Origin of the sequence: Microbacterium trichothecenolyticum (assembly GCF_030818955.1) — a bacterium.
GTDB classification, from domain to species: domain Bacteria; phylum Actinomycetota; class Actinomycetes; order Actinomycetales; family Microbacteriaceae; genus Microbacterium; species Microbacterium trichothecenolyticum_B.
This window is the reverse complement of sequence record NZ_JAUTBF010000001.1, coordinates 1,476,968-1,502,392: the sequence shown is the minus strand read 5'-3', so window position 1 is coordinate 1,502,392 and position 25,425 is coordinate 1,476,968. Positions and strand designations below refer to the sequence as shown.

27 protein-coding genes and 1 tRNA gene are annotated in these 25,425 nt (G+C 68.6%); 22 read left to right on the top strand and 6 right to left on the bottom strand.

Translation table 11 applies throughout. The features are described from left to right. The first annotated feature begins 2 nt into the window (after positions 1-2). Positions 3-827: a DNA-formamidopyrimidine glycosylase family protein gene (locus QE412_RS07200; protein WP_307481602.1), complete on the top strand. Its 825-nt coding sequence runs from the start codon at positions 3-5 to the stop codon at positions 825-827. 9 nt (positions 828-836) lie between these two features. Beyond that, positions 837-1,907, top strand: a complete 1,071-nt coding sequence (locus QE412_RS07195) for a spore photoproduct lyase family protein (protein ID WP_307481597.1) — start codon at positions 837-839, stop codon at positions 1,905-1,907. Between the two features lie 30 nt (positions 1,908-1,937). Here the strand turns inward: QE412_RS07195 and QE412_RS07190 are convergent, their stop codons facing one another. The 3 genes from QE412_RS07190 to QE412_RS07180 all read right to left on the bottom strand — a co-directional run bounded on the left by QE412_RS07190 (position 1,938) and on the right by QE412_RS07180 (position 2,986). After that, positions 1,938-2,087: a hypothetical protein gene (locus QE412_RS07190; RefSeq protein ID WP_307481592.1), complete on the bottom strand. Its 150-nt coding sequence runs from the start codon at positions 2,085-2,087 to the stop codon at positions 1,938-1,940. A gap of 181 nt (positions 2,088-2,268) precedes the next feature. Further along, positions 2,269-2,601: a hypothetical protein gene (locus QE412_RS07185; RefSeq protein WP_307481587.1), complete on the bottom strand. Its 333-nt coding sequence runs from the start codon at positions 2,599-2,601 to the stop codon at positions 2,269-2,271. A gap of 1 nt (position 2,602) precedes the next feature. After that, a complete protein-coding gene (locus tag QE412_RS07180; protein WP_307481578.1) occupies positions 2,603-2,986 on the bottom strand; it encodes a DUF7882 family protein in 384 nt (127 codons plus the stop codon). Between the two features lie 115 nt (positions 2,987-3,101). Between QE412_RS07180 and QE412_RS07175 the strand changes: the two genes are divergently transcribed. From QE412_RS07175 to QE412_RS07145, 7 genes are all read left to right on the top strand, one after another. Next, positions 3,102-3,671 carry a MarR family winged helix-turn-helix transcriptional regulator gene (locus tag QE412_RS07175; RefSeq protein WP_307481576.1) on the top strand — a complete coding sequence of 190 codons (570 nt, stop codon included), beginning with the start codon at positions 3,102-3,104 and terminating at the stop codon, positions 3,669-3,671. 38 nt (positions 3,672-3,709) lie between these two features. After that, positions 3,710-3,847 (top strand): hypothetical protein, encoded by a 138-nt coding sequence (locus QE412_RS07170; protein ID WP_307481575.1) that lies wholly within the window; start codon positions 3,710-3,712, stop codon positions 3,845-3,847. 69 nt (positions 3,848-3,916) lie between these two features. Then, a complete protein-coding gene (locus tag QE412_RS07165) occupies positions 3,917-4,270 on the top strand; it encodes a hypothetical protein (protein ID WP_307481573.1) in 354 nt (117 codons plus the stop codon). Positions 4,271-4,461: 191 nt separating this feature from the next. Further along, positions 4,462-5,049, top strand: coding sequence for a GNAT family N-acetyltransferase (locus QE412_RS07160; protein ID WP_307481571.1), 588 nt, complete (start codon positions 4,462-4,464; stop codon positions 5,047-5,049). Next, on the top strand, positions 5,046-5,261 hold the full coding sequence (locus QE412_RS07155) for a recombinase family protein (protein ID WP_307481569.1): 216 nt from the start codon (positions 5,046-5,048) through the stop codon (positions 5,259-5,261). The genes QE412_RS07160 and QE412_RS07155 overlap by 4 nt, the downstream gene beginning before the upstream one ends. A gap of 287 nt (positions 5,262-5,548) precedes the next feature. Further along, positions 5,549-8,134, top strand: a complete 2,586-nt coding sequence (locus tag QE412_RS07150) for a bifunctional lysylphosphatidylglycerol flippase/synthetase MprF (RefSeq protein WP_307481567.1) — start codon at positions 5,549-5,551, stop codon at positions 8,132-8,134. After that, complete coding sequence (locus QE412_RS07145) at positions 8,131-8,400, top strand: hypothetical protein (protein ID WP_307481565.1); 270 nt, start codon at positions 8,131-8,133, stop codon at positions 8,398-8,400. Before QE412_RS07150 ends, QE412_RS07145 begins: the two co-directional genes overlap by 4 nt. A gap of 18 nt (positions 8,401-8,418) precedes the next feature. On the opposite strand, the gene QE412_RS07140 is transcribed toward QE412_RS07145, so the two are convergent. Then, positions 8,419-8,814, bottom strand: coding sequence for a DUF5684 domain-containing protein (locus tag QE412_RS07140; protein ID WP_307481564.1), 396 nt, complete (start codon positions 8,812-8,814; stop codon positions 8,419-8,421). 82 nt (positions 8,815-8,896) lie between these two features. On the opposite strand from QE412_RS07140, the gene QE412_RS07135 reads away from it, so the two are divergent. The 4 genes from QE412_RS07135 to QE412_RS07120 all read left to right on the top strand — a co-directional run bounded on the left by QE412_RS07135 (position 8,897) and on the right by QE412_RS07120 (position 10,989). Continuing rightward, positions 8,897-10,120, top strand: coding sequence for an exonuclease domain-containing protein (locus QE412_RS07135; protein ID WP_307481562.1), 1,224 nt, complete (start codon positions 8,897-8,899; stop codon positions 10,118-10,120). After that, on the top strand, positions 10,120-10,569 hold the full coding sequence (locus QE412_RS07130; RefSeq protein ID WP_307481561.1) for a hypothetical protein: 450 nt from the start codon (positions 10,120-10,122) through the stop codon (positions 10,567-10,569). The genes QE412_RS07135 and QE412_RS07130 overlap by 1 nt, the downstream gene beginning before the upstream one ends. 83 nt (positions 10,570-10,652) lie before the next feature. Continuing rightward, positions 10,653-10,826 carry a hypothetical protein gene (locus tag QE412_RS07125; protein WP_307481559.1) on the top strand — a complete coding sequence of 58 codons (174 nt, stop codon included), beginning with the start codon at positions 10,653-10,655 and terminating at the stop codon, positions 10,824-10,826. 90 nt (positions 10,827-10,916) lie between these two features. Next, positions 10,917-10,989, top strand: a tRNA-Arg gene (locus tag QE412_RS07120). 53 nt (positions 10,990-11,042) lie between these two features. Here QE412_RS07120 and QE412_RS07115 read toward each other — a convergent pair. Both QE412_RS07115 and QE412_RS07110 read right to left on the bottom strand, forming a co-directional pair. Continuing rightward, positions 11,043-11,240, bottom strand: coding sequence for a DUF2188 domain-containing protein (locus QE412_RS07115; protein ID WP_307481557.1), 198 nt, complete (start codon positions 11,238-11,240; stop codon positions 11,043-11,045). 153 nt (positions 11,241-11,393) lie between these two features. After that, a complete protein-coding gene (locus tag QE412_RS07110) occupies positions 11,394-12,524 on the bottom strand; it encodes an ATP-binding protein (RefSeq protein ID WP_307481556.1) in 1,131 nt (376 codons plus the stop codon). 199 nt (positions 12,525-12,723) lie between these two features. Between QE412_RS07110 and QE412_RS07105 the strand changes: the two genes are divergently transcribed. From QE412_RS07105 to QE412_RS07065, 9 genes are all read left to right on the top strand, one after another. Continuing rightward, positions 12,724-12,978, top strand: coding sequence for a DUF6458 family protein (locus tag QE412_RS07105; RefSeq protein ID WP_307481555.1), 255 nt, complete (start codon positions 12,724-12,726; stop codon positions 12,976-12,978). A 34-nt stretch (positions 12,979-13,012) separates the two neighbouring features. Next, positions 13,013-14,128, top strand: a complete 1,116-nt coding sequence (locus tag QE412_RS07100) for a serine/threonine-protein kinase (RefSeq protein ID WP_307481554.1) — start codon at positions 13,013-13,015, stop codon at positions 14,126-14,128. Beyond that, positions 14,125-14,634, top strand: coding sequence for a hypothetical protein (locus QE412_RS07095; RefSeq protein ID WP_307481553.1), 510 nt, complete (start codon positions 14,125-14,127; stop codon positions 14,632-14,634). The genes QE412_RS07100 and QE412_RS07095 overlap by 4 nt, the downstream gene beginning before the upstream one ends. Positions 14,635-14,771: 137 nt before the next feature. Further along, positions 14,772-15,581: a transglutaminase-like domain-containing protein gene (locus QE412_RS07090; RefSeq protein ID WP_307481551.1), complete on the top strand. Its 810-nt coding sequence runs from the start codon at positions 14,772-14,774 to the stop codon at positions 15,579-15,581. A gap of 39 nt (positions 15,582-15,620) precedes the next feature. Beyond that, positions 15,621-17,285: an arginine--tRNA ligase gene (gene argS / locus QE412_RS07085; protein ID WP_307481550.1), complete on the top strand. Its 1,665-nt coding sequence runs from the start codon at positions 15,621-15,623 to the stop codon at positions 17,283-17,285. Between the two features lie 3 nt (positions 17,286-17,288). After that, positions 17,289-18,062 (top strand): LmeA family phospholipid-binding protein, encoded by a 774-nt coding sequence (locus tag QE412_RS07080; protein WP_307481549.1) that lies wholly within the window; start codon positions 17,289-17,291, stop codon positions 18,060-18,062. Positions 18,063-18,879: 817 nt separating this feature from the next. Beyond that, complete coding sequence (locus QE412_RS07075) at positions 18,880-20,319, top strand: RCC1 domain-containing protein (RefSeq protein WP_307481548.1); 1,440 nt, start codon at positions 18,880-18,882, stop codon at positions 20,317-20,319. Further along, positions 20,207-22,909 (top strand): RCC1 domain-containing protein, encoded by a 2,703-nt coding sequence (locus QE412_RS07070; protein WP_307481547.1) that lies wholly within the window; start codon positions 20,207-20,209, stop codon positions 22,907-22,909. Before QE412_RS07075 ends, QE412_RS07070 begins: the two co-directional genes overlap by 113 nt. Positions 22,910-22,989: 80 nt before the next feature. Beyond that, entirely contained in the window at positions 22,990-25,284 is a 2,295-nt protein-coding gene (locus QE412_RS07065) for a M60 family metallopeptidase (protein ID WP_307481546.1), read from the top strand. Positions 25,285-25,425: the final 141 nt, after the last annotated feature.

Genomic DNA, 25,425 nt, shown 5'->3' with positions numbered 1-25,425 from the left:
CCGTGCCGGAGGGTGACAGCGTCTACCGGCTGCGCCAGCGGCTGGCTACCGCCACGCGCGGAGCGCGCGTGTCCGAGGGCGAACTGCGATCGGGCGCCGCGGCCGGAGCATCGTTGGCCGGACGCACCATCGTGTCCTACGACACGCACGGCAAGCATCTGTTGACGCGCTTCGACGACGGCTCCACGCTGCACACCCATCTGCGCATGCAGGGGAGCTGGACGATCACCCGCGCCGGTCGGGCTCTGCCCGCGGTCCCGCGTTCTCGCGCGCGCGTGCGTCTGCGCCTCGACGACGGTCGAGAGGTGTGGGGTCTCGATCTCCCGGTCGTCCAGCTCGTCGACACGGCGCGCGAGCGCGACGTGATCGGTCACCTCGGCCCCGACCCTCTGCGCGCAGACTGGGATGCCCCCGAGGCGAAGCGCCGCTTGTTGCGGCGTCCCGAGCGTCCGTTCGTCGCCGCCCTGCTCGACCAGACCCGCATCGCCGGGCTCGGCAACCTGTGGGTGAACGAGCTGGCGTTCCTGCGTGGCATCCACCCGTTCGCCCCGATCGGCGCGACCGATCTCGATGCCCTCTTGGCGCTGGCGGCGAGGTGTCTGCGTGTGTCGGCGACGGTGCCGGGAATGTATCAGGTCACGACGGGCGATCGGCGCCCGGGCTCGTCGCACTGGGTCGCCGGTCGCGCGGGACGCCCGTGCCTGCGGTGCGGGACACCGGTGCACGTGCGTGACGAGGTGTACGACGACCCCGAGCAGCGACGTACTTGGTGGTGTCCCCGGTGTCAGCCCCTTCCGACCGGGGCGGATGTCGGAACCCCGGAGTAGACAGGATCGATGGCCGTCGATCGCGAGAATGTGCTGCGCGTCACCCGCATCTACGCGGAGGAAGCCGCGCTCGAGCTCGAGCGCGGTCGCGAGATCGTGGCGCGGTGGCCCGATGCCGATGTCGTGCCCGTCGCGTCGCACTGGCAGATCCCCGAAGTCCATGGCGACGAGGCCAATGTCTCCCGGTGGGTGCGTATCAAGACCGAGGCACTCGTGCTGGGCGTGAAGAAGAGCGTGACGACGCGCGTCAACGGCCGGTCGGCCGATTTCATCGCGCCCTCGCTCTCGAACGGCTGTGCCATGGCGTGCGCGTACTGCTACGTGCCGCGCCGCAAGGGGTACAGCAACCCCATCACCGTCTTCGCGAACGCCGAGCAGATCCTCCGCCACCTGGCACGCCATGTCGCCGCTCGCGGTCCGAAGACCGAACCGAACCAGTGCGATCCCGACGCCTGGGTCTACGACATCGGTGAGAACGGCGATTGCTCGGTCGACGCGATGATCAGTGAAAACGTGCGCGATGCGTGCGAGCTTTTCCGCATGATGCCGACGGCGAAGGCCTCGTTCGCGACGAAGTTCGTCAATCGCGACCTGCTCGATTGGGATCCGGCCGGCCGCACGCGCATCCGGTTCTCGCTCATGCCGGCCGACACCGCGCGGGTCACCGATCTGCGTACGTCCGCGATGTCGGAGCGCATCGCCGCCATCAACGATTTCGTCGACGCCGGATACGAGGTGCACGTCAACTTCTCACCCGTCATCCTCACGCCGTCCTGGCTGGCAGACTGGGGCGAGTTGTTCGACCAGCTCGATTCCGCGCTGCACGCCCGCGCGAAAGCGCAACTGGCGTGCGAGGTCATCTTCCTCACGCACAACGAGTCGTTGCACGAGGTGAATCTGGGATGGCACCCCAAGGGTGAGCAGCTGCTCTGGACACCGCAGACGCAAGAAGAGAAGCGTTCGCAGAACGGTGCGACGAACGTGCGGTACCGGCATGCCCTCAAAGGTCAGGCCGTTGCCGCACTGACGAGCCTGATCGCCCGGAAGCTGCCGTACTGCCGCGTGCGGTACGCCTTCTGACGAGGCGGTCGCCCGGTGATGGGGTGGCGGTTACGAGATGTCGCCGGCGGGGGAGTCCGAGGTGTCGGCCGCCTCGTCGGCGTCCTGCTGGGCGGCGGCGCCCTCTTCCGCCGACTCGCTTCCGGCGCCGTTCGAGTCCTTGTCGGGTGCGTCGTCGGCGCGACCGTCGTGGTTGGTCATATCGTCTCCATCCGTTCGAGGCCGCGGTGCCGACCCGTGTGCGACGCTCGCATGGTGGCGCGCGCGTGTCCAGGGGGTCGACGTCGTCAGACCGGGGTGACGCCGTATCGCGCCGTGAAAGCGATGAGGGCGGCGTCCTCGAAGTCGTCGGCCTCGTCGCGGAGGTCCTCGCCCGCACCCATCAGAGGTAGGGCGCCAGGGCGCCGGCCGTGAGCGCGAAGGCCAACGCCGTGCTGCCGACGGCGGTGGCGGTGACGATCGACGCCCTCTCCGTGCGGCGACGCCGAGCGACGTTGGTCGGGTGCGTGGTGGTTCGCAGCGACGACTTCGCGGTCTCGAGCCGGTCGTAGCGACCGATCGGGATGCCGTGGGCGTCGCGAGAGACGTACCCACCCTCGACGTGGTCGACGCAGCCGAAGTACTCGCCGCCGCGGTGGGCGACCCAGAAACCGGCGTCGACCTTGGCCCAGAGCACGCGGACGGACGCGAGAGAGGTCAGGGCAGCGGTGCCCATCTCAGGCCGCCACGGACAGGGACGGCCGGCGGGTGGTCGTCGTGGTCCGGCGCACGGCTGCGGTGCGGGGAGCCGTCTCGTGCGCCGGGATCTCCGCGGCGAGGTCGACCACGAGCCCGGATGCCGAGTTCGCCGTTTCGGCCATCGTCTTCAAGACGGTGGCGTTCAGGGTCTCGGGCTCGGCGGTGTCGAAGACGAAGCGCATCGCGATCGCCGGCTGCAGCCAGAGAGTGGAACGACCGGGGGTGCCGTCGACGTGCGTCCAGTTGAGCGTGAAGCTTTCACCGCGGCGGAGCTTGGTGGTGACGACCACCTTGATGTGCGACAGAAGGCGGTCGGGAATGCGTACCGACTCGGTCGACGTGCCGTAGAACAACTGGCCCATGGGGTTCCCCTCTCCTAGCGTTTAGCTGCTCTAGGAACATACTCGATTAGTAACTAGTCTGTCTAACTATTCTTTTTCCGATATACTCGGCGCACGAGGAATGGAGGAGTGCGCAATGGCAGATGTCGACGTCGTTCCCCGCGCACTCGCTCCATCGCCTGATCCGGGTGCGCCCACCTATTGGTACGGCGACGAGGCTGCTGACCGTCAAGCCCGCGGCAAAGCGGTTCTCGAGGCGCTGCGCGTCTACCGCGCGGCCGAGGTGGCCATGCGCCGCCGCACGCGAGATTCGATGGCCATGGGCGAGAACGAACTGCTCGTGCTCCGGTATCTCCTCCGCGACCCGTCGCGTCGCGTGCGCCCCGGCCAGCTGACGAAGTATCTGGGCCTCTCGACGGCGTCCACGACCGCGATCCTCGACCGGCTCGAGCGGTCTGGGCACCTCACTCGTGCGGCCAATCCCGACGACCGGCGCAGCATCTTCATTCAGGTCACACCCCGGGCCCATGCCGAGGTGCGCCAGACCCTGGGCAACATGCACGATCGCATGCTGGCCGCCGTCATCGACATGCCGCCCGAGGAGTCCGCGGCGGTCGTCGCGTTCCTCCAGCGGATGAGCGATGCTGTCGACGGCGTCGCGGTCGACACCCCCGCGGTCGACACCCCCGCGGTCGACTCTCCGTGATCTACGTCCTGGTCGGAGGCCCGCGCGACGGACAGCACGTGGACGATCTCCCACGCGGGTATCGCCTGAGCCTCGGCGATCCGCCCTCCGAACCGTTCGGAGAGTTCGCGACGGTCCGCGCGGTGTGGTTCGAGCTCGACGAAGCGATGTTCCGCACGACGCAACGCCGCGACTGAGCGATATCGCACCCGCCTCCGCGAGGCAAGCCACCTCTGGTGCGTGTGGGGCCACCGCATGCTGATCCCATGCGCTGCGTGACTTATGCCGGAGAGACCGTGATCACCACCGACGATGTCGCATCGTCGCTCGTCGAGTTGACGGCGGCGGTGGCCAAGGAGGGCCAGGCCGAAGCCGTCAGCATCCCGATCGTCACCGACGAGCAGAAGGTCGCGCAAGCGGAACTCGTCATCGGCGTGGGCAATGACGTTCTGTCGGCTCCCGTCGAATGGGACGGTGAGGAACCCGACTTCTCGCACGCGGCGGGGGAGTTGAGGGACCACCGTCTCTTCCCCCGCGCGCAGCTTCGCGCGGTCGAGGCTGACCCGCGCGACGACGATGATCCGATCGACTGGGACTTCGACCAGCCCACCCAGGCCTGACCCGGTGACGGGGTGACCGGCCGGCGGGAACGGGTGAGGGCGGATGCCGCTGTTCACGTGACCGTGTGGCGCGGGCCGAGCCGCGTCCACGCGAAGGGCGACTGAGCCGGATGCCGCGGACGCTGTGAATCGCGACGATAAGTGTCGTGCTTCTCGCATCGTCCGTCGTGGGGCAGTTCTAGCATGCAGGCATGCCCGACTCTGTTGCACTCTCCGCCTTCGACCTCGTTGCACCGACTCGAGAGTGGGATGAGGTCGTCAACCTGTTTGTTGCATGTTTCTCCGTCGAGCCCTATCTCGAAGATCCCCTCGCACTGAGAAGCATCGCAACATGGGGACCGACGATGCTCGCGGGTAACGGTCGACTTGTCACGGCCCGCGTCGACGGCGCCCTCGCGGGATTCGCTTCAGGGCACAACCTAGACGCGATCCCGTCCTGGCAGCGAACTCTTCTCCGGCTAGAAGGTGTCGAATCGGCAACCTCTGCGGTCATGGATCCCCTGAACGCTTTTGTCGTTCACGAACTCGCCGTGCGCGAGTCGGAACGCGGGCGTGGTATCGCCGCGAGGTGCATGTGCAACCTGCTGAATGAGAGAGACGAAGCACGAGTGTTCCTCGGCACGTACGAGCGCGCAGTGAAGGCGAGAGCTCTGTACGAGAAGTGGGGATTCGAAGTACTCGGCCGCGTTTCCATGGACGGCGATGCTGCGGCACTTCACGTCATGACGTCGTCCAAGGTGGACGCTGTCAATCGGATCGGCGCATCGATATCGGCTTGACGAAGCTCGACCGGCTTGGCCGATCCGTCCGCAACCTCGAGCAGATCGCCGACGAGTTGCAACAGCGTGGAGTGGGCCTTCGGGCGCTCTCCCAGGGCATCGACACGACCACACCGGGCGGGAGGTTGTTCTTCCATATGCTCGCCGCGATCGCCGAGTTCGAGTACGACCTGGTTGTGGAGCGCACGCACGATGGCCTGGCGGCGGCGTGAGCTCGGGGACGTCAGGGCATCCCGAAGTTCAAGATGACCCCGACGAAGATCCGGCAGGCCCGCGCGATGTATGACGAGGGCGCGCACACCGTGCAGCGTCCATGGCATCCGTGCGCACAAGGCGCCCGTTCCGCAACAGGCGTCACGTCGGTGCCCCCGCCGCGCGGCTCCGCCGATCAGCGGGGGCGGATACACCTCGGGGCGGATGCAATCGTTCACCTTGCTTCGAGAGCATGAGGTGTTGCCCGCCGCATCGCGCGGACGACGATCGTCCTGAGCGGAGAACCATGCCCTCGACCGTCGCCTCGACCGCGCCGTCTTCACCCGAACGCGCGGCCCCCGAACGCGCGGCCCCCGAACGCGCGGCCCCCGCCGACGTGGCCCCCGCCGACGCGGCCGGTGGCGCCGCCCCCGCGCGCGGCCGGCGGCTGGTCGTGCCGTTCGCGACGCTCGCGCTCGCGGCGCTCGTGAGCGTGGTCAGCCTGTCGCCTCTGAACGATGCGCCCTTCACCGACAGTCCCTTCGATCTGCGCGGACTGTTCGTCACGCTGCTCTGTGTCGACGACCCGGGCATGCTCCCGATCGTCGTGGCTGCCCTGGTGACCGTGGGCGCCGGCGCCGAGCACGTCATGGGCGCCCGTCGCGTGGTGCTCGCCTTCGTCGGGGGCGGCTTGGTGACCTCGGTGCTGGGCCTGTTCGTCGGCGCGGTCGAAACCGCTTTCCTGCCCGCCGTCCCGTTGAATTCGCCCCCGATGGCCGGCGCACCGCCGATCGCGGGAGTCGTTGCCGTCGCGATGGCGGCGAGTTGTTTCACGGGAGCGCTTTGGCGTCGACGCGTTCGGCTGGTCAGCTTCTTCGTCGCGCTGACGCTGTTCCTCTACTCCGCATCGGCGAGCGATCTGTACGCGCTCGTTGCGCTTCCCGTGGGTCTGGCGGCGGGGATGATCTCGGGCGGGCGCCGAGCGGCGCTTCGCGTGCAGCGCAGCTCGCACCACGAGACGCGCGTGCTGCTCGCGGCCCTGACCGCGGTCACGGCGATCGGACCCGTCGTCGCCACCGTGTGGGGGAGCGGTGCCGGATTGCTGTCGATCTACGGTTGGCTGTCGTACGACCCGCTCACCCTTGCCGACGGCGTGGTCTGTGTCGTGTCCTCCTCCCTCGCCCCCTGCCCGCCCGCGCAGCAGTACAGCGAACTGCAGGCGCACGCGGGGTGGATCGCGGTGCTGCCGTTGATGGTCCTGCTCGTGGCATCGTGGGGCATCGTTCGCGGTCGTCGCGGCGCCCTCGGCCTGGCCATTGCGGTCAACCTGCTCGTGTTCGCGGGGATGACGTACGTCTTCGTCGTCACCGAACCCTCGACGCTCGCCGAACTGGCCGTTCTGCGCGCAGCGGATGCGGCATCGATCTGGCAGACGATCGTGGGTCTGTGCGTGAGCGCGCTGGTTCCTCTGGCCGTCGCCGTGACCCTGTTCGTCTTCCGTCGTGCCGCACAGGTGCCGTCCGCGAGGGGAGCGCGTACGGCCTTCGTGGTGACGGTCGCCATCGGGGCGGCGGGAACGCTCGCGGTGGCGCTGGCCGGCACGTTGGCGCTCGCCGACCAGTTCGGCCCCCGTCCCGACGCGGGCCGTCTGGTCGCGACGCTGCCGCTGCGGTTGTTGCCGCCGTCGTTGCTGCCCGTCGAATCGGTGCAGTACGTTCCGCTCACCCCGGCGGCGCAGGCGCTGTGGTATCTCCCCTCGGCGCTGTTCTGGATGACCTGCCTCGTCGCCGCGGTGCGGTTGATGCTGCGCGTACCCGATGCGCGGGTCACCGGGGACCGGGCACGGGCGCGGGCGATGCTCGAACGCGGAGGTGGAGGTTCTCTCGCGTTCATGACCACGTGGGCGGGCAACTCGTACTGGTTCGCGCCGGACGCCGACGCAGCCATCGCGTATCGGGTGCACGGCAGAGTCGCGGTGACCCTGGGCGGTGCCTTCGGGGCCGACCGTGCGCGAGGCGACATCGGGCGCGCTTTCGTCGACTTCTGCGGAGAGAACGGGTGGATCCCGGTGTTCTACAGCGTCGACGACGCGGCGCTCGAGTCGATGGTCGACCTCGGGTGGCAGCGGACGCGCGTCGCCGACGAAGCCCTGCTCGACCCGCGCACGTGGGAGCCCACGGGTAAGAAGCGGCAGGACGTACGCACCGCGACCAACCGCGCCGCGCGCGAGGGCGTCACGGTGCAGTGGACCCGGTGGGCGGATCTGCCGTTCCTCGACCGGGCGCAGCTGCGAGAGATCTCCGAGGCCTGGGTGGCCGACAAGACCATTCCCGAGATGGGTTTCACCCTCGGCGGCCTCGACGAGACCGTCGACCCGGCCGTGCGCCTCATGCTCGCCCGTGACGCCGACGGGCGCATCGTCGCGGTGACGAGCTGGCTGCCGATCCACGGGCGGGCCGGAGTCGCCGGCTATGCCCTGGATGTCATGCGGCGGCGCGATGACGCGATGAACGGCGTCATGGAGTTCGTCATCGGCGCGGTGATCGCGCAGGCGCGGGCCGACGGGTGCACGGTGCTCAGCCTGTCGGGTTCGCCTCTGGCATCCCATCGCGAGGCGGAGGCGGCGGACCTGCCCGCGGTCGACCGTCTGCTCGAGCAGCTCAGTGCCCTGCTCGAACCCGCGTACGGGTTCCGGTCGCTGTCGATGTTCAAGAAGAAGTTCCAGCCGGAGTTCGCACCGATGTGGATGCTGTACCCCGACGCGGTTCAGCTGCCGGCCGTCGCTCTGGCCTTGCTGCGGTGCTACGTGCCGGGACTGACGCTCGCGGGCGCGGCCCGACTCGGTGCACGTCTGCGTCCGAACGGGCGTGAGGGTGCGGTGAATGCCGCATGAGCGCCTCTGCTGCGCCCGAGCGCCAGCGCGCGTGCATCCGGGCCGCGCAGGCTCGGCTCGCCGCGTTCCTCGCGAGCACCGCGGTCGATATCGACGCCGCCGCCCGCGATGCCGAAGACGCCCTGCGCAGCGCGGTGTCGTCGGGTGCCGGACTCGAGCGGGTCTCTGCTGAGCTCGAACTCAGCCCTCGTGCGCTGCGGGCGATCGTCGATGGCACGGTGCGTCTGCGCAGCCTGCATCCCGACGACCGCCTCCGGCCGGCGTGACGGCCCGCGCCGACCGCGTCAGCGCAGGCGTTCGGGCCGGTACTTGTCTGTGCCGAACCCGAGGATGAGGTATCCGATGATGTACAGCAGCACCAGCAGCACGATCGAGAAGAACCAGCCGTGTCCGAAGGCGCGACCGACGCGGATCGACACGATTACGAAGAACACGAATCCGACGATCGGCACGAGGTACAGCAGCGCGAACCAGCCGGAGAACCCGCCGATCTTCGTGAGGTAGACGACGTTCACGATGGGGATGATGGCCAGCCACCCGGCGTAGCCGGCTTTCGTGAAAACGCGCCACAGGGCGACGACCATGAGCACGTACACGGCGAGGGCGAGGAGCGAGTTGGTCGCGCTGAGCGCGAACAGCGAGGTCTGCTCGGTGATGGAGTTCGGGCTCGAAGTCAGCATGCGCTCATCGTAGAGGTCACCCCGTGCGCATGCCGGTTCGTTCCCGGATGCCAGAGCTCACCGCCGGGGTTACGCTCTGCTCATGACGAGCGGTGTCAACGGCGGCTTTGCGACGATCGACTTCGAGACGACGGGTCTGTTCCCCGGACGCCACCACCGGGCGATCGAGGTCGCGGTGGTGCACTCCGATCCCGACGGCACCGTCACGGGGCAGTGGGAGACGCTCATCAACCCGCGTCGCGACCTGGGTGCGCAAGGTATCCACGGAGTGTCCGCGCGCGAGATCATCGCCGCTCCGATCTTCGAGCAGGTCGCCGGGCAGCTCATCGACCTGCTCTCCGGTCGGGTGATCGTCGCGCACAACGCGACCTTCGACATGCGCTTCCTGAACGCGGAGCTGGATCGGGTCGACTACTGGCGTCCCGACGACTTCGTGACGGCGTGCACGATGCGGCTGGCACGCACCCACCTCGGCGGGGGCCTGGCTCTCGCGGATTGCTGCGATGCGTTCGGAATTCCCCTCGTCGGGGCGCATCGGGCGTCCGCCGACGCGCTCGCCACGGCGCGCCTGCTCGAGGCTTTCATCGCCAGTGGGACGTCCGATCGCTGGCGGCAGATGCTGGATTCCGCTCCGCTCTGGGAGCCGTACCCCGGTGAGCGAGCGCAGTGGCTCGCGCGCGACGCGGTTCCACCGGCATCCCTTACTTTCCTCGACCGGATCGTGGTGCGCATCCCCGACGTGTCCGACACCGAGGAGCAGGCCGAGTACCTCTCGCTCGTCGAGCGCTGCCTGCTCGACCGTTATCTCTCCGAGCACGAGAAAGACGAGCTCGTCGCCTTCGCAGACCGCTCCGGTATCGGCCGTGAGACGGCGATGCGGCTGCACCGCGACTATTTCACCGCGCTCGTCCACGTCGCGTGGGCCGATGGGATCATCAGCGACGAGGAGCGCGCCGACATCGACCTCGTCGCCGCTCTTCTGAGCATCGACGACGGCCTGGTCATCGACCTGCTCTCCGCTCCTCCGACGAAGCTCACCTCTCCGGCGAACGTCGTGCTGAACGAGTTCGTCCTCGCGCCGGGAGACGAGATCGTGCTCACCGGTGAGATGACCCGCGTCAGGTCCGACTGGGAGGCAGACCTGCGGATCGCGGGATACGTGCCCAAGGCGGCTGTCACCAAGCGTGTCGCCGTGCTCGTCGCGGCCGATCCGGACTCGCTCTCGGGCAAGGCGCGTAAGGCGCGGGAGTACGGGATCCCTGTCGTGGGCGAAGCCTGGCTACGAGATCTGCTGGCGCGTGCGTGATGGGCGAGCGCAGATTCGAATGGGGCGGTCTGAGCGCCGATCGCGCGGACTACGTCACCGCGGCGGAGGCGCTGGCGATGCTCGAGGTGCTCGCGATCGCCCAGGCCGATCTCGAGGTGACGACCGAGCTGCGCGACGGCGCGGCTCGCGCGCGCTTCGCCCGAGGTGAGCGGTGGGCCGTCGTGTCGACGCCCGGATCACGCTGGTTCTCGGTCGAGGTCGACACCGGGCACCGCACGCAGCTCGTCGACGCCACCTCATCGAAAGACGAGAGCGCCCGGTTGCTGGCCGTATACGTCGACATCGCGGAGGCGTACGTGCGAGGTGATGCCGCGCCGACTCGCGGGGGAGCACTCGGGGGAACCCTCGTCGCGGTCGACGTCAACGGACGAACGGTTGCTCTGACGCAATCTCTCGGGCGGCGAGTGCGAGCGTTGTTCGCACGCTAGGGTCGCCCGCCGCTGCGGTCAAGCCATGGGGTCCGCGACGACCCTCTTGCGAAGCTGGGCGGGTACGCGACGAAGGGAATCACATGAGCGACCCGCAGAACCACGCCCCGGGCGACGATGCCGACGACCTCGGCGACGACCCCACGGTCAAGCCCAGCCAAGAGACCGACCCCGACGAGGGCGCGAAGGCACCGAAGAAAGACGACCCGAACGCCGACCACCAGGCGACGGGGATCGGCGTCATCGGCGACGAGTGATCCGGATGCCGCGGGGTCGGTGCCACTGTCCGGCACTGCTCCCGCGGCGTCGGAAGGGGCAGCACCGCGGTGATAGCCTTGGAGCCGTCCGCCTCCGTAGCTCAGGGGATAGAGCGTTGGTTTCCGGTACCAAAGGTCGCAGGTTCGATTCCTGTCGGGGGCACAGATCAGAAGGCCGCGATCGCAGATCGCGGCCTTCGCTCGTCGGAGCCGACGTCAGGAATCGTCGGTGACGGCCCCGGTCGTTTCGGCGACCTCGACGATGTGCCGCGAACCGAGCTCGTCGGCGGTCGCGCGGCCCTGGTCGATGGCCTCTTCCCGGCTGGAGTAGCTGGCCGACAGGTCGGGGCGGCCCGCCACGGAGTTCTCCCACTGGCCGCGGTTCGATCGGGTGGTCACGTCGTGTCTGCTCATGGCATCCATGTCACACCGCATCGGTCCATCGGGCGCGGGTGTTGACATGCGTCGATAACCCGGCGGGTGACGAAGAGTGCACTGCTGGTTTCACGACGGATGATGCGCCGTTATTCGAAAGCGCCCGTGCCGGAGCGCGGCGGAGGACACCCGTCAGAGCATCGACGACGCGGCACTTCCCTCGCTGATCAGGCCCGCCGAGATGAGTGAGTGCAGCGCCTCGAGAACGGCCTCCCGCGGACCGGCGTCGCCCGGTGCACCGTGCACGCGCACGGCGGCGTCGATGAGAGCGTCCAACGTGGTGTTGTTGGCGGCGCGCCACAGCGTGGGCCCGATGCCGTCGATGAGGTGGACCGTCGTGCGATCGTCGTCGTCCCGGCGCAGCAGTGCCAGCCGTGCGCCGTCGATGGTGACGGCATCCAACGTCGGCGTGCGCCGGTAGGTCGTTGCGGACCCGATCTCGTAATCGTCGTCGTGCAGTGCGGACTCGGCGACGGCGCGCGCGTGGGGGAGGACGAGACGGTCGGCGGCGAAGAGCTCCCACACGAGTGGCGGGATCGCGTCGGCCTCTCGGTAGCGCAGTCGCAGGGCGCCGCCGGCTCCCTCGACGTGGCCGATCAACGCCTGCAACGGGGCCTCGAGTTCGGCGAGGTAACTGCACTGCGGCGCGAGAGCCGCCACGGCATCCGCGATCTCGAGGGGTTCCAGCCGCGGGGCCCCGTCGTGTTCGGCGTCACGGTCGAGCACGACGATGGCGTGCAGCCGCAGGGGTTCCAGGGGGAGCTCACGCAACCTGAGGCTGCCGGGCGAGAGCTGGTGTTTCGCCGACGAGCCGTCGACGATCACCGACAGCGGCTTGCGGTAGGGGAGCACCTCCCCGTCGGCGAGGATGCCCACGCTCTCGTCGGTGACGTAACCGTACTCACGAGCGAGGCGCGCCATCAGGGTCGTCTTGCCCATTCCGGATCGACCGGAGAAGAGGATGACGCGGCCCTCGTCGTCGGCGATCGCGCCCGCGTGCACCATCCAGAGCTGACCCCGTCGTGCCGCCAGCGCGACGAGGGTGACCTGCGTCGTCAGGTCGGCGACGGTCTGGTCGAACGAGAAATGCGAGCGCGGTTCGACCACCGCGACGGGTGTGCGGGTGACCGTGGTTCGCGCACCGGACCAGGCATCGGAGAGCAGGTCACGATCTACGGGGGGCAGGCCACCGACATCGATGCGCACCGTGACGCCGAGGGCATCGATGTCGAGATGGTGGTCGCTGGTGGCGTGCGCGGTCATGTGGCCTTCCTCGTGCCGCCCCGGGGGCGACATCGCCACCAGTCTGAAGGGATGCCACACCCCACGAGCGCGCTGGATTTGTCGCGGTCGGCGGGTGAAACCGACGAGAGTCGCCGCGACATGGCGATCGATGTCAAGACCGTCGAGCCATTCGAGGGCGATTGCGATGCTAGGGAGCACGACCGAAAGGATCCCCCCCATGAGCATCGGAGCCGGAATCGCGCTGTTCGTCATCGGCGCCATCCTCGCCTTCGCGGTGAACCTGCCCAACGACTTCGTTAACCTCAGCCTGATCGGGTACATCATGATGGGGGCGGGCGTCGTCGTTTTCCTGATCGGCGTCGTGCTGCTCGCTCGTCGTCGCCAAACCGATACCGTCACCCGCACCGAGGGGGTTGGGGACGCGCGGATCACCCGCTCGACGACACGCTCGTCGAACGACGACCTCGTCTGATTACTCTCGGGGTCACCGGCCCGAGGGAACCGTCATGACCGAACCCACCCCCACCGTTCCATACGACCCCGCCGTCGACGACCTCTTCGACGGGCGGTACCGTCTGGGCCGCGTGATCGGCCGCGGAGGCTACGCCCGCGTCTACGAAGCCGAGGACACCTCACTGGGTCGTACCGTCGCGCTCAAGGTCATCGACGGCGACGGCGCGGATCCCGACGACGCGGCGCGCGTGCGATCGGAGATCCGCCTGCTGGCGTCGCTCGCCCACCCCTCCCTCGTCACGCTCTACGACGCCCGGCTGTCTTCCGCCCCGGCATATCTGTCGATGGAGCTCATCGCCGGCCCCACCCTCAGCGACCTGATCGCTCGAGGGCCTCTCGCGGGCGAAGAGGTCGCCCGCGCGGGTCGTGAGATCGCCGAGGCGCTCGCGGTCATTCACGGGCGCGGCATCGTCCACCGCGACGTCAAACCCTCCAACATCCTCGTGCGACCCGCCGCGCACCATGGTGAGTCGCCGCGGGCCACCCTCGCCGACTTCGGGATCGCCTCGCTGGTCGGCGCGACGCGCGTCACCCGCGCCGGGGCAGTGGTCGGTACGGCCGCCTACCTCAGCCCCGAGCAGGCCCGGGGAATGCCCGCCGTTCCCGCCAGTGACGTCTATGCACTCGGCCTCGTTCTGCTCGAAGCCCTCACCGGTACGCGCGCCTTCGCGGGGCGAACTCCGCACGAGTCCCTGGCCGCACGGCTGGTCGCGGCGCCCGAGATTCCACCCGCGATCCCTGCACCCTGGCGCGATGTCCTCGAACGCATGACCGCCGTCGATCCGGCGGAACGTCCGGATGCCGCGGACCTCATCGTCGCGCTGCGCCCGCTCGCCGACGTCGCCCTCGTGTCCCCGTCGTCGCGAGTCGCCGTGCTCCCCGGCGCCACCGGTCCCACTCGCGTGCTCGACGTGCCGACATCACCGCGCCGGCGCCGTCCGTCGCGGCGGGTCGTGATCGTGGCATCCGTCGTCGCCGCGCTGCTCATCGGCGGGTGTGTGTCGGTAGCAGTCGCCACCGCCGATCAGAGCGCCCAGCCGGCTCTCCCGTCGCTGCCTCAACCGCTTGACCAGCACATCGACGACCTGTGGAAGGAGGTCGGTCCGTGATCCGCCGTACCGCCCCGCTGGCGGGGCTGCTCGTCGCGGGAGCGCTGATGCTCGCTTCGTGCGCGACGCCGTCTCCCACCGTGTGGCAGTCCACGGTCGAGGCCGTCGCGTCGCAGGCGGCGGCCGGTGATTACGCCTCGGCTCTGGCGAGCCTCGACGGGCTCGAAGCCCAGGTCGTCACGGCGCGTGACGCCGGTGAGACACCGGCGGACGAAGCCGAGGCCGTCTTGAGCCGTATCGCGACCGTGCGCGCCGATCTCACCGCGCTGGTGCCCTCTCCCACGCCGTCCCCGCAGCCCGTGCAGAACGCTGAGCCCACGCAGACCAGCGCACCGGTGCAGTCCGCCGACCCCGTGCCGCAGCAGCCGGCCGCTCCGGATGAGAACGCCGACGACGGCACGGATGACAACAACGGCCCGGGCACCGGTAAGCAGCCGTCGGATCAGCAGCCGGGCGACAAGGGCAACGGCAGGGGCAAGGGCGACCCCGGCAAGAAAGACGACTGAGCGCCCCGTCTCGCGCGAGGGGTGAAAGTCCCGGACAGTCGGCCCGGTGGGGTCCTGCGGGGCGACCGACGGCATCCGTTCGAACCCGTTCGGTCGCAACGAGCCACACCCCCTCTGCGGCGTGCGAGGATTGCTCGGTGCCGCGCCGGGTGACCGCTGAACTCGACCTCGATCTGGGGGCGTCCGTCGACCTCATCTTCCAGATCACCGCTGCCCAGGGCGTGCCCCTGGCGACCGAGAATCTGACGTTCTCGCAGGGCGACCGGCACTACACCCCGACCGAGATCGTCGATCAGTCGGGAAGCCGTCTGCACCGTCTCACGGCCGAGCCGGGCCCCCTCGCGGTGCGGTACGACGCCGTCGTGCCGGGCGCGTCCCAGACCCCGCACACGAGTGACCTCGAGACCATCACCTACCTGCGGCCGAGTCGCTACTGCCAGTCCGACGAGGTGTTCTCGCAGGCGCGCCGTCAGTTCCGCGCTCTCGCGGGGGCGGACCTGCTCGCCGCGGTATCGGACTTCGTGGCATCCACCGTCACCTACACCCCCGGGCTCAGCCTCGGCACCGACAGTGCGGTGACCACCCTCATGACCGGCCAGGGCGTGTGCCGCGACTACGCACACGTCGTCATCTCGCTGTTGCGCGCGATGGACATGCCCGCGCGCTACGCCGCCTGCTACGCTCCGGGGCTCGATCCGATGGACTTCCACGCGGTAGCCGAGGCGTACCTCGACGGCGCGTGGTACGTCGTCGACGCCACGCGGCTCGCCGATCGCCGCTCGCTGGTGCGCATCGCGACCGGACGCGACGCAGCCGACTGCGCCTTCCTCAGCTACCACGGCGGCTACGTCGGTCTCGAGCGCATGTACGTCGACGCGGTGGTCGACGACGAGACGTGGGATGCCGATATCCCCGACGACCACGAAGCTCTGGTGCAGATCGCCTGACACGGCCTCTCAGGCGCCGCGCCCTAGGATTGAGGGGCTATGGATCCCGCTGCCCTCTCCGCTGCCCTGCTCGCCGTCATCGCCCCGCTCGCCGAGGCGCGACGAGAGGGGTCCTCGGCGGGTATCACCGCCGACGACCTGCCACTCGAGCGGCCGAAGAACCGCGACCACGGTGACTGGGCGTCCAACGCCGCCCTGAAGCTGTCGAAGGTCGTCGGCGCCAACCCGCGCGAGTTCGCCGCCGAGATCGCCGCGGGCCTCGAAGCCGTCGATGGCATCGCGAGCGTCGAGGTCGCGGGCCCGGGCTTCATCAACATCCGACTGGATGCCGCCGCAGCCGGCGCCCTGGCGAAGACGATCGTCGAGCAGGGGGCGGCGTTCGGCACGAACGACTCCCGTACCGACGAGATCATCAACCTCGAGTTCGTCAGCGCCAACCCCACGGGCCCCATCCACCTCGGCGGCACCCGTTGGGCCGCCCTCGGTGACGCCCTCGCGCGGATCCTGTCGTCGCAGGGCGCCCAGGTCACCCGCGAGTACTACTTCAACGACCACGGCGCGCAGATCGATCGGTTCGCCCGCAGCCTCGTCGCCGCTCACCAGGGTGACCCGACGCCCGAAGACGGGTACGGCGGTGCGTACATCCACGACATCGCCAAGCGCGTGGCCGAGGCCTACGACGGCGACATCGACGCCCTCGACGCGGACGCCGAGCAAGAGGCCTTCCGTGAGCTCGGCGTGAACTTCATGTTCGACGAGATCAAGCAGTCGCTGCACGAGTTCGGCGTCGACTTCGACGTGTACTTCCACGAGAACGACCTGCACAACTCCGGTGCGGTCGAGCGCGCCGTCGCGCGGCTTCGCGAGCTCGGCCACATCTTCGAGGCCGACGGCGCCACCTGGCTGCGCTCCACCGAGTTCGGCGACGACAAAGACCGCGTCATCATCAAGTCCGACGGGCAGCCCGCCTACATCTCGGGCGATCTGGCGTACTACCTCGACAAGCGCGAGCGCGGCTTCAACCGCTGCATCATCATGCTCGGCGCCGACCACCACGGGTACGTCCAGCGCCTCATGGCGATGTGCGCCGCCTTCGGCGACGAGCCGAACGTCAACCTGCAGGTGCTCATCGGGCAGATGGTCAACCTCGTTCGCGACGGCCAGCCGATGCGCATGTCCAAGCGCGCCGGCACCGTGGTGACCCTCGAAGACCTCGTCGAGATCGTCGGAGTGGATGCCGCCCGCTACGCCCTCACGCGCAGCTCCGCCGACTCGAACCTCGACATCGACCTCGACGTGCTGCAGAAGCGCACGAACGACAACCCGGTGTTCTACGTGCAGTACGCCCATGCCCGCACGCACAACGTCGCCCGCAACGCGGCCGACTCGGGCGTCGACCGCTCCGAGTTCGCCCCCGAGCTGCTCGACCACGAGACCGAGTCGGCGCTGCTCGGCGCGCTGCAGGAGTACCCGCGCATCGTGGCGTACGCCGCCGAGGTACGTGAGCCGCACCGCGTCGCGCGCTACCTCGAAGAGCTGGCGGGTCTGTACCACCGCTGGTACGACAACTGCCGCGTCATCCCGCAGGGCGACGCACCGGTCGAGTCGGTGCACCGCACCCGCCTGTGGCTGAACGACGCGACGGGTCAGGTGCTGCGCAACGGCCTGACGCTGCTCGGCGTCAGCGCGCCGGAGCGGATGTAACCCATGACGACGGATGCCGCGCCCTCGCGCCGCAGGTCCGGGCGCTGGATCGCGGTGCTCGTCGTGCTCGTCCTGCTGCTGGCGGGGGCGGTGGTGGCAGCGGAGTTCATCGCGCGTTCCGTCGTCACGAGCACGGTGCGTTCGCTCGTCGTGAAGCACCTGGGGTTGCCCGACAACCAGAACGTCGATGTGACCGTCGCCGGTGTCGTGCTCGCGCAGGTGATCGGCGGGCATCTGGACGACGTGACGATCAGCTCGAACGACGTGACGCTGGGGCCCCTCACCGGCGACGTGCTCGTCGAGATGCAGGGCGTGCCCGTGTCCGGCGGCGAGGCGGCTCAGGGCGGCAGCGCGTCGGTGCGCCTCGACGAGCAGCAGGTGCGAACGCTGTTGGCCCAGATTCCCGATTTTCCGGCGGGCACGATCACGATGGCGGCGCCGGATCTGACGTTCACCAATCAGCTGTCGGTACTCGGTGTCGGCATCCCGGTGGGCGTCTCGGTCACGCCGGGCGCCTCAGAGGGTGACCTCACGCTCACGCCGTCGGCGTTCGAGCTGGGCGGCAACAGCATCGACGCCGACACGCTGCGCACGCAGTTCGGGGGAGTGGCCGATTCGGTCTTGCGCACCCAGAGCCTGTGCATCGCCGATCGACTTCCCGCGGCGCTCACGCTGACCTCGGCTACCGTTCAGGGCCAGAACCTGGTCGCGGCGTTCAGCATCGCCGGCGGCGTTCTGAACGACCCCGCGCTGCGGCGCGACGGATCCTGCGGCTGACGGACATCGCAGCGTTCCCCCGCGTTCGTTCGCGGGTGTAGCCGGTGGTGTGTGGGCTTGTCGGCCACATGGCCGGGTGAGCGAGACACCGACGCGGGTGAATCCTGGGCACGGTGCTGGTCGGTTTCGCGGGCAGGCGCCCGCGTCTCGCCGTCTTCGGGGGGAATGATCTGCGCGGCAATCGTGTCGACTTCACCCACGACGGATACGCGCTCCTCACCGCGATCCGCTCGGCGTCGACCCTTACCGTGGGGCGCGCCAAACGCATCGGGCGACCGGCGCATCAGGCGACCGGTGTGGCACATACAGAGGAGATTCTCATGTCGAGAGGTTCGGTCCCCCCCCCCCCCCCCCCCCCGTAAGCCTTGACTCGCGTCTGACGGCGGGAGGCGGCATTCCCCGCCGGTCGGTCGTCGTGGGTGCCGCCTGGGCGATTCCGGCGGTCTCGCTCCTCTCCGCGTCGCCGGCCATGGCGTCCGCTTCGAACGCGCCGGTCGTCACGATCGCGACGCCCTCGAACGCCGTTCCCGCATCGGGTTCCGTTCCGGTCACCGTCGTCGCTCAGAGTGCGCAGGGGCAGCCGCTGTCGGGTCAGTCGGTGTCGCTCACCGCTCCTTCTCCCGGCACTTTCGCCGCTGCCGACGGCGTCACCGACGGAACTGGTACATACACCACGACCTTCACGCTGGGCTCCCGGTGGGCCAAGGGCGGTGCAACCGTCATCATCTCTGCCGTCGTCGGTGGAGTCGCGACAGCTCAGTCGTTCCCCATCCTCGGTGCCAACGCCCTGGGATGGGGATACAACGCGTGGTCCGAGATGGGCGACGGCGGCCAAGCCGGTGGCGACAGTGCGGGATCGGGCGCGGTCCGTTCGTCGGCGGGGCAGCTGACGACGGTGTTTCCGTCTCCGATCAAGCAGCTCGTCTCCTGTGGGACGGCGACGGGCCAGGGATCCAATCAATCGACCTTCGCCTTGCTCTTAGACGGCTCCGTCTGGTCTATCGGCGGTAACGGGTTCGGGCAACTCGGCAACGGCTCCTACTCGCCGAGCACCACGTGGATTCAGATTTCCGGCCTGTCCGGTGTGCAGCAGTTGTCCGCTGGTGCCGAGTCGGTCTATGCCTTGCTCTCCGACAACACGGTCGCCGCGTGGGGTGACAACTGGTTCGGTCAGCTCGGCACCGGGGGGACGCAGAACTCCGTGACCTCACCGGCGGTCATCCCGGGCCTGTCGAACGTGACCCAGATCGCCGCCGCTTCGCAGCAGGTGTACTTCCTTCTCTCCGACCGCACGGTCCGAGCGCTCGGTCGCAATGCGTGGGGTCCTGAGAACGCGCCTGACGGTCGCGGTGCGTTGGGCAACGGCAACACGACGAGTGACGTCTCGACCGTCCCCGTGGTGGTGTCGAACCTGGCGAATGTGACGCAGATTGCGGGCGGTTCGTCATTCGGCCTCGCTCTCATGGGCGACGGCTCCGTGCGGGCATGGGGCAACAACTCGTCGGGCCAGCTCGGCAATGGCACGACCACCAGCAGTGCTGTTCCGGTGACGGTGAGCGGCTCGTTGCTGGATGCCGCGGCCCTGGCGGCCAACCTCGCCTCCGCCTACGCTCTCCGTGCCAGTGGAGCCATTGCCGCATGGGGCAAGAACACCGTCGGTCAGTTGGGAGACGGGACCACGGTGAACCGGTCCGTTCCTGTCGCTGTCACGGGCGTGACCGACGCCACTCAGGTGGCAGCGAGCGGTTCGTCGGCATACGCGGTCGTTTCGGACGGATCGGTGAAGGCGTGGGGTCAGAACACCAAAGGTGAGCTCGGCGACACGACGACCACGAACCGGTCCGCGCCCGTCCTCCGTCAGCGGCTTGAGCGGACTGTCGGTCTCGGGGCTCATGACACTGGCGCCGAATTCCTCGCGCATGTTCGTCGTCACGGCGAATCCGCAGATCACAGCCTTGTCGCCGAATCCGGTGCGCGCGGGCGAGAACGCCTCGGTCGGTGCGCGAGTGACCACAGGATCCACGGGTGTCTCCGGCGTCGCGGTTCAGCTGTCGGCATCCGACAATGCACCACTGTCGACCTCGTCGGGAACGACGAACTCGTCGGGATTCGTGACAGCCATCGCGAGCCTGAACACCTGGGCCATGCCCGGTTCGTCACTGACGGTCACCGCAAGCTGCCCATTCGGTACGGCGACGACGTCGGCCCCCATCCTCGGTGCGAATGCTCTGGGTTTCGGTCTGAATCAGTGGGCTGAGCTGGGCGACGGTGGTCAGGCGGGTGGGGATGCCGCGGGTAGCGGTGTCGCGCGCACGACGCCCGCGCAGTTGTTGCGGGTGTTTCCGTCGCCGGTGAAGCAGGTCGTCTCCGTCGGTGCGGGAACGGGCGGGGGCGCGAATCACGCGACGATCGCGTTGCTGGATGACGGGACCGTCTGGTCTGTGGGCGGCAACGGTTTCGGCCAGCTGGGCACGGGCGGCAACTCGCGGTCGCAGTGGATGCAGATCGCTGGGCTCTCTGGTGTGCAGCAGATTTCAGCGGGCAACGAGTCGGTGTACGCGTTGCTGGCGGATAAGACGGTGATGGCGTGGGGCGATAACTCGTTCGGGCAGTTGGGGGCGAATGTCTCCGGCGGGTCGGCGTCGACGCCGGTGCAGGTGGCGGGGTTGTCGAATGTCGCGCAGGTCAGTTCGGGGACGCAGCAGTGCTTCTTCTTGCTGACGGATGGCACGGTGCGCGCGATCGGGCGGAATACGTTCGGTGCGGCGTTGGGTGACGGGTCGAGTGTGTCGCAGTCGGCGTCGCCGGTGCAGGTGTCGGGGTTGTCGAATGTGACGCAGATCGCCGGTTTCGCGCAGGGCGGGTATGCGGTGAAGTCCGATGGCACGGTGTGGTCGTGGGGCAGTGATTACGCGGGCGCGTTGGGCAAGGGCACGACACCGGTTCCCCCGCAGTGGTCGGCGAGTGCGGCCGTGTATGCGTCGTCGACGCCGGTGCAGGTGCAGGGGCTGTCGGGCAAGACGGTGGTGCAGGTCGCGGGCAGCTTCGCCGGCGGCGTGGTGCGGACCTCTGACGGGGCGGTGTACGCGTGGGGCGACAATACCTCCGGGTTCGTCGGCGATGGCACGACGACATCGCGCTCGAGCGCGACGGCGGTATCTGGGCTGACCTCGGGCGTCGCGCGGGTGACGGCGTCGGGCAACTCGGCCTACGCGATCAAGTCGGACGGCTCCGTCATCGCCTGGGGTGACAACTCCACCGGTCAGCTCGGTACGGGTAACACCACCAACGCCACCACTCCGGTGAACGTCAGCGGCCTGTCCGGGCTGCCCATCACGGGGTTCATGACCAACTCACCCTCCACCAACCGCATGTACCTCTATGTCGGCACGGCGACGGTGACGGTCGATGTCGATGCACAGGTTCCGGCGGGCACGGCCGGGGCGGTGGTCGCGAAGGTCACGGCCGGTTCGGTCCCCGTGACGGGCGCCGCGTTGACATTGTCCGCGTCGAACAACGCGCAGCTGGGCGCGAGTTCGGGCTCGACGGGTGCGAGCGGCACGTACCAGACCACCGTTCAGCTGAACCGGTGGACGACGCCGGGACTGGTCACCAAGGTCACCGCCGCCAGCGGAACGAGCGCGGGCAGCGACACTTTCGTCAGCCTCGGTGCGAATGCTCTGGGTTTCGGTCTGAACCAGTGGGCGGAATTGGGCGATGGGGGAGCGGCGGGTGGCGATGCCGCGGGTAGCGGTGTCGCGCGCACGACGCCGTCGCAGCTTCTTCGGGCCTTTCCGTCACCGGTGAAGCAGGTCGTCTCCGTCGGTGCGGGAACGGGCGGGGGCGCGAATCACGCGACGATCGCGTTGCTGGATGACGGGACCGTCTGGTCTGTGGGCGGCAACGGTTTCGGCCAGCTGGGCACCGGCGGCAACTCGCGAACGACCTGGGCTCGCGTCACAGGCGTTTCCGGTGTGCAGCAGATTTCAGCGGGCAACGAGTCGGTGTACGCGTTGCTGGCGGACAAGACGGTGATGGCGTGGGGCGATAACTCGTTCGGGCAGTTGGGGGCGAATGTCTCCGGCGGGTCGGCGTCGACGCCGGTGCAGGTGGCGGGGTTGTCGAATGTCGCGCAGGTCAGTTCGGGGACGCAGCAGTGCTTCTTCTTGCTGACGGATGGCACGGTGCGCGCGATCGGGCGGAATACGTTCGGTGCGGCGTTGGGTGACGGGTCGAGTGTGTCGCAGTCGGCGTCGCCGGTGCAGGTGTCGGGGTTGTCGAATGTGACGCAGATCGCTGGTTTCGCGCAGGGCGGGTATGCGGTGAAGTCCGATGGCACGGTGTGGTCGTGGGGCAGTGATTACGCGGGCGCGTTGGGCAAGGGCACGACACCGGTTCCCCCGCAGTGGTCGGCGAGTGCGGCCGTGTATGCGTCGTCGACGCCGGTGCAGGTGCAGGGGCTGTCGGGCAAGACGGTGGTGCAGGTCGCGGGCAGCTTCGCCGGCGGCGTGGTGCGGACCTCTGACGGGGCGGTGTACGCGTGGGGCGACAATGCCTCCGGGTTCGTCGGCGATGGCACGACGACATCGCGCTCGAGCGCGACGGCGGTATCTGGGCTGACCTCGGGCGTCGCGCGGGTGACGGCGTCGGGCAACTCGGCCTACGCGATCAAGTCGGACGGCTCCGTCATCGCCTGGGGTGACAACTCCACCGGTCAGCTCGGTACGGGTAACACCACCAACGCCACCACGCCGGTCGCCGTCAGCGGCCTGTCCGGGCTGCCCATCACGGGGTTCATGACCAACTCACCCTCCACCAACCGCATGTACCTCTACACCGCGCCGTGACCAAGCGAGCCGTGTCGGCGGGCGGCACCCGCGTCCGCCGACACGGTCTTCGCCCGAATCCGATGTTGGGAGGTACTTCGATGACTGACGCTCCGTCTCTCGGCCGCCGCGCCGTTCTCGCCGGCGCCGCATGGTCGGCACCTGTCGTGGTCCTCCTCGCGTCCAGCCCGGCTTACGCGGTCAGTGGTTCCCAGACGGTGACCGTCACCGTCTGGAGGTCCAGCCTGTTGGCGGGGGAGGTGTCCGGCATCCAGGTCGATGTCCGTGCGCAAGACGGGCGACCGGCGCCCGGTGCTCCCGTCGCGCTCAGCGTCAGCGGCATCCCCGCCTTCTTCGATGAGGCGGTGGGAACCACCGATGCGGACGGCTCCTTCTCGACGGTCATGCGCGTGCGCACGACCTGCACTCCTGGCACGGGGCTCGTTGCGGCGAGTGTCGGCGACAACGGCGGGATGGCCTCATTCTCGGTGGTGCGCCGAGCTGTGATCCGGCATAGCGTCGACGGGAGCTCCACCGTCGTCGTCGCCCTGCCGCACGGAAGTCAGGATGCCATCGTCGCTCCGGAGAATCGTGGGATGCCGCACAGCGACCCTCAGCCGACCGGGCGATGGGTGCGTGCAGGAGACGTGCTGACGGTCGACGTCGACGCCTCTCCGTCGTGGTGGCTCGAACTGGCCATCGGATCGCGCGGACCCATGGCGGTCTTCGACAGCGACGGAAGCGTCGAGCTGTCGCGGACGGTGCTGCACGGGGGGACGAACACGGTCACGGCGGACCGGTCGGGTCTGGTCTTCATCGTCAACTACAGCGAATGGTCTGCCGTCGACGCCACGATCAGCGGCGGAAGTCCGAATCCCGTCTGGATCGACGGTTTCACGGACCGCACCGAGTTCGATGGGCAGATGAACGACTGGAGCGACGCTCCCATCGTGACCCATGTCGCGGATCGAGTCTTCGCCGATGTCCAGCGACGCGTGATCGACGCCCCCGACGTGGCATCCGTCTACGATCCCGCCGCCGTGATCTCGCGTCTCGACGAGATCCGCCTGCTCACCGACGGGGTATACGGGCTCAGTTACGACGCGGTCGGCGTCGCGCGCAAGCACCCCGGCCGCATCTACATCGCGGGTCCCGACTCGGGCGGAGCCTATGCGTTCGCGACGACGCAGTGGCTGTCGCTGCACGTCAGCTCCGGTGCGAGCAAAGCGCTGGTGACGGGCTCCGATCTTTGGGTGCTGTGGCATGAGATGGGCCACACGTACCAGACGCCCGACTACACCTGGTCGGGCCTCGGCGAGGTGACGGTGAACATCTCGTCCCTGGCTCTACAGAAGCGGATGACCGGTGAGAACATGCTCGACAAGTCACCCGACATCCAGGATCGGATTGCGCGCTACTTCTCCCAACCGGTCGCGGATCGAGACTTCGGGGCGCTGACGGCGGAGAGCCCGTTCTTCCCACTCTTTCTCTTCGATCAACTGCGTCGGTCGTTCGGCGACGACTTCTACCCGGCGCTCAGCCAGTACTACCGCGTACGTCGAGCGAAGGGCATCGCTCGCGCGCAGTCCGATCGACAGAAGATCGACGCTTTCGCGACGGCGGCCTCGACCGTCTCCGACCGCGACCTTGGACCGTTCTTTCAGGCGTGGGGGCTCACCGTCTCGGAGGAGATCCTCGCCGAGATCGCTCGGCTTCCGGCGCTCACGCACGACATCTGGACGTACGTCCTCTCGACCGACGCTCCGATCGAACGGGATGTTCCGTACAACCCTCCGACGGGGTCGCTGACGTCGGGAGTGACCTCGGTGTATCTCGGCGATGCCACGGCATCCGTCTCGGTGGACGACACCTTCAGCATCTCCGGCGCGCCCAGCACGGTCGTCGCCCGTGGGGTGGTCGCTGCGCAGATCGGACCCGGTGCGGGACGGGTGTACGCGGTGCTGCAATCGCCCGAAGGCACGCAGGAGGTTCTGCAGCGCGTCGTGGCGGTGACAGCGGTCTCGGCGCTGGAGTTCGTCGGCTTCTACGACGTCATGATCGGGTCGATCGCGATCAGTGCTGAGGGGACGCATCTGGTGGCGACGTCGCTCGGCAATCAGGCGCACCCCATCTACTTCGCGGGAGTCGAGTACTACACCGTCGAGCTCAGCAACGCCGACGGGATCGTTCGGGCCTCGGCAACCGTTCGCGGAGAAGACACCGCCGAGCCCGTCGTACGCGCACTGCACGGGATACCCTGCGGCGAGGGCGATGTGGTGCGAGTCACCGCGGCCGAGCCGGGGCGGGTGCGCGTCTACCGAGACAGCGCCTGGACCACGACGCTCACTCTCACGACCACAGCTCTGCAGATCGTCGGCGGATGTTTCGTCGTGTGATCGCGCCGGCGCCGGTGCCAGGTGTTCACCCCGCCTCGCGCGATCAGAATGCCGGCCGTGGTCTGCGTGGGATGTCTTACCGTCAGGGTCGGACGCTTCTGTGCCCGAGGTGGGCCCAGGGGCGTGGAACGGAGACCTCCA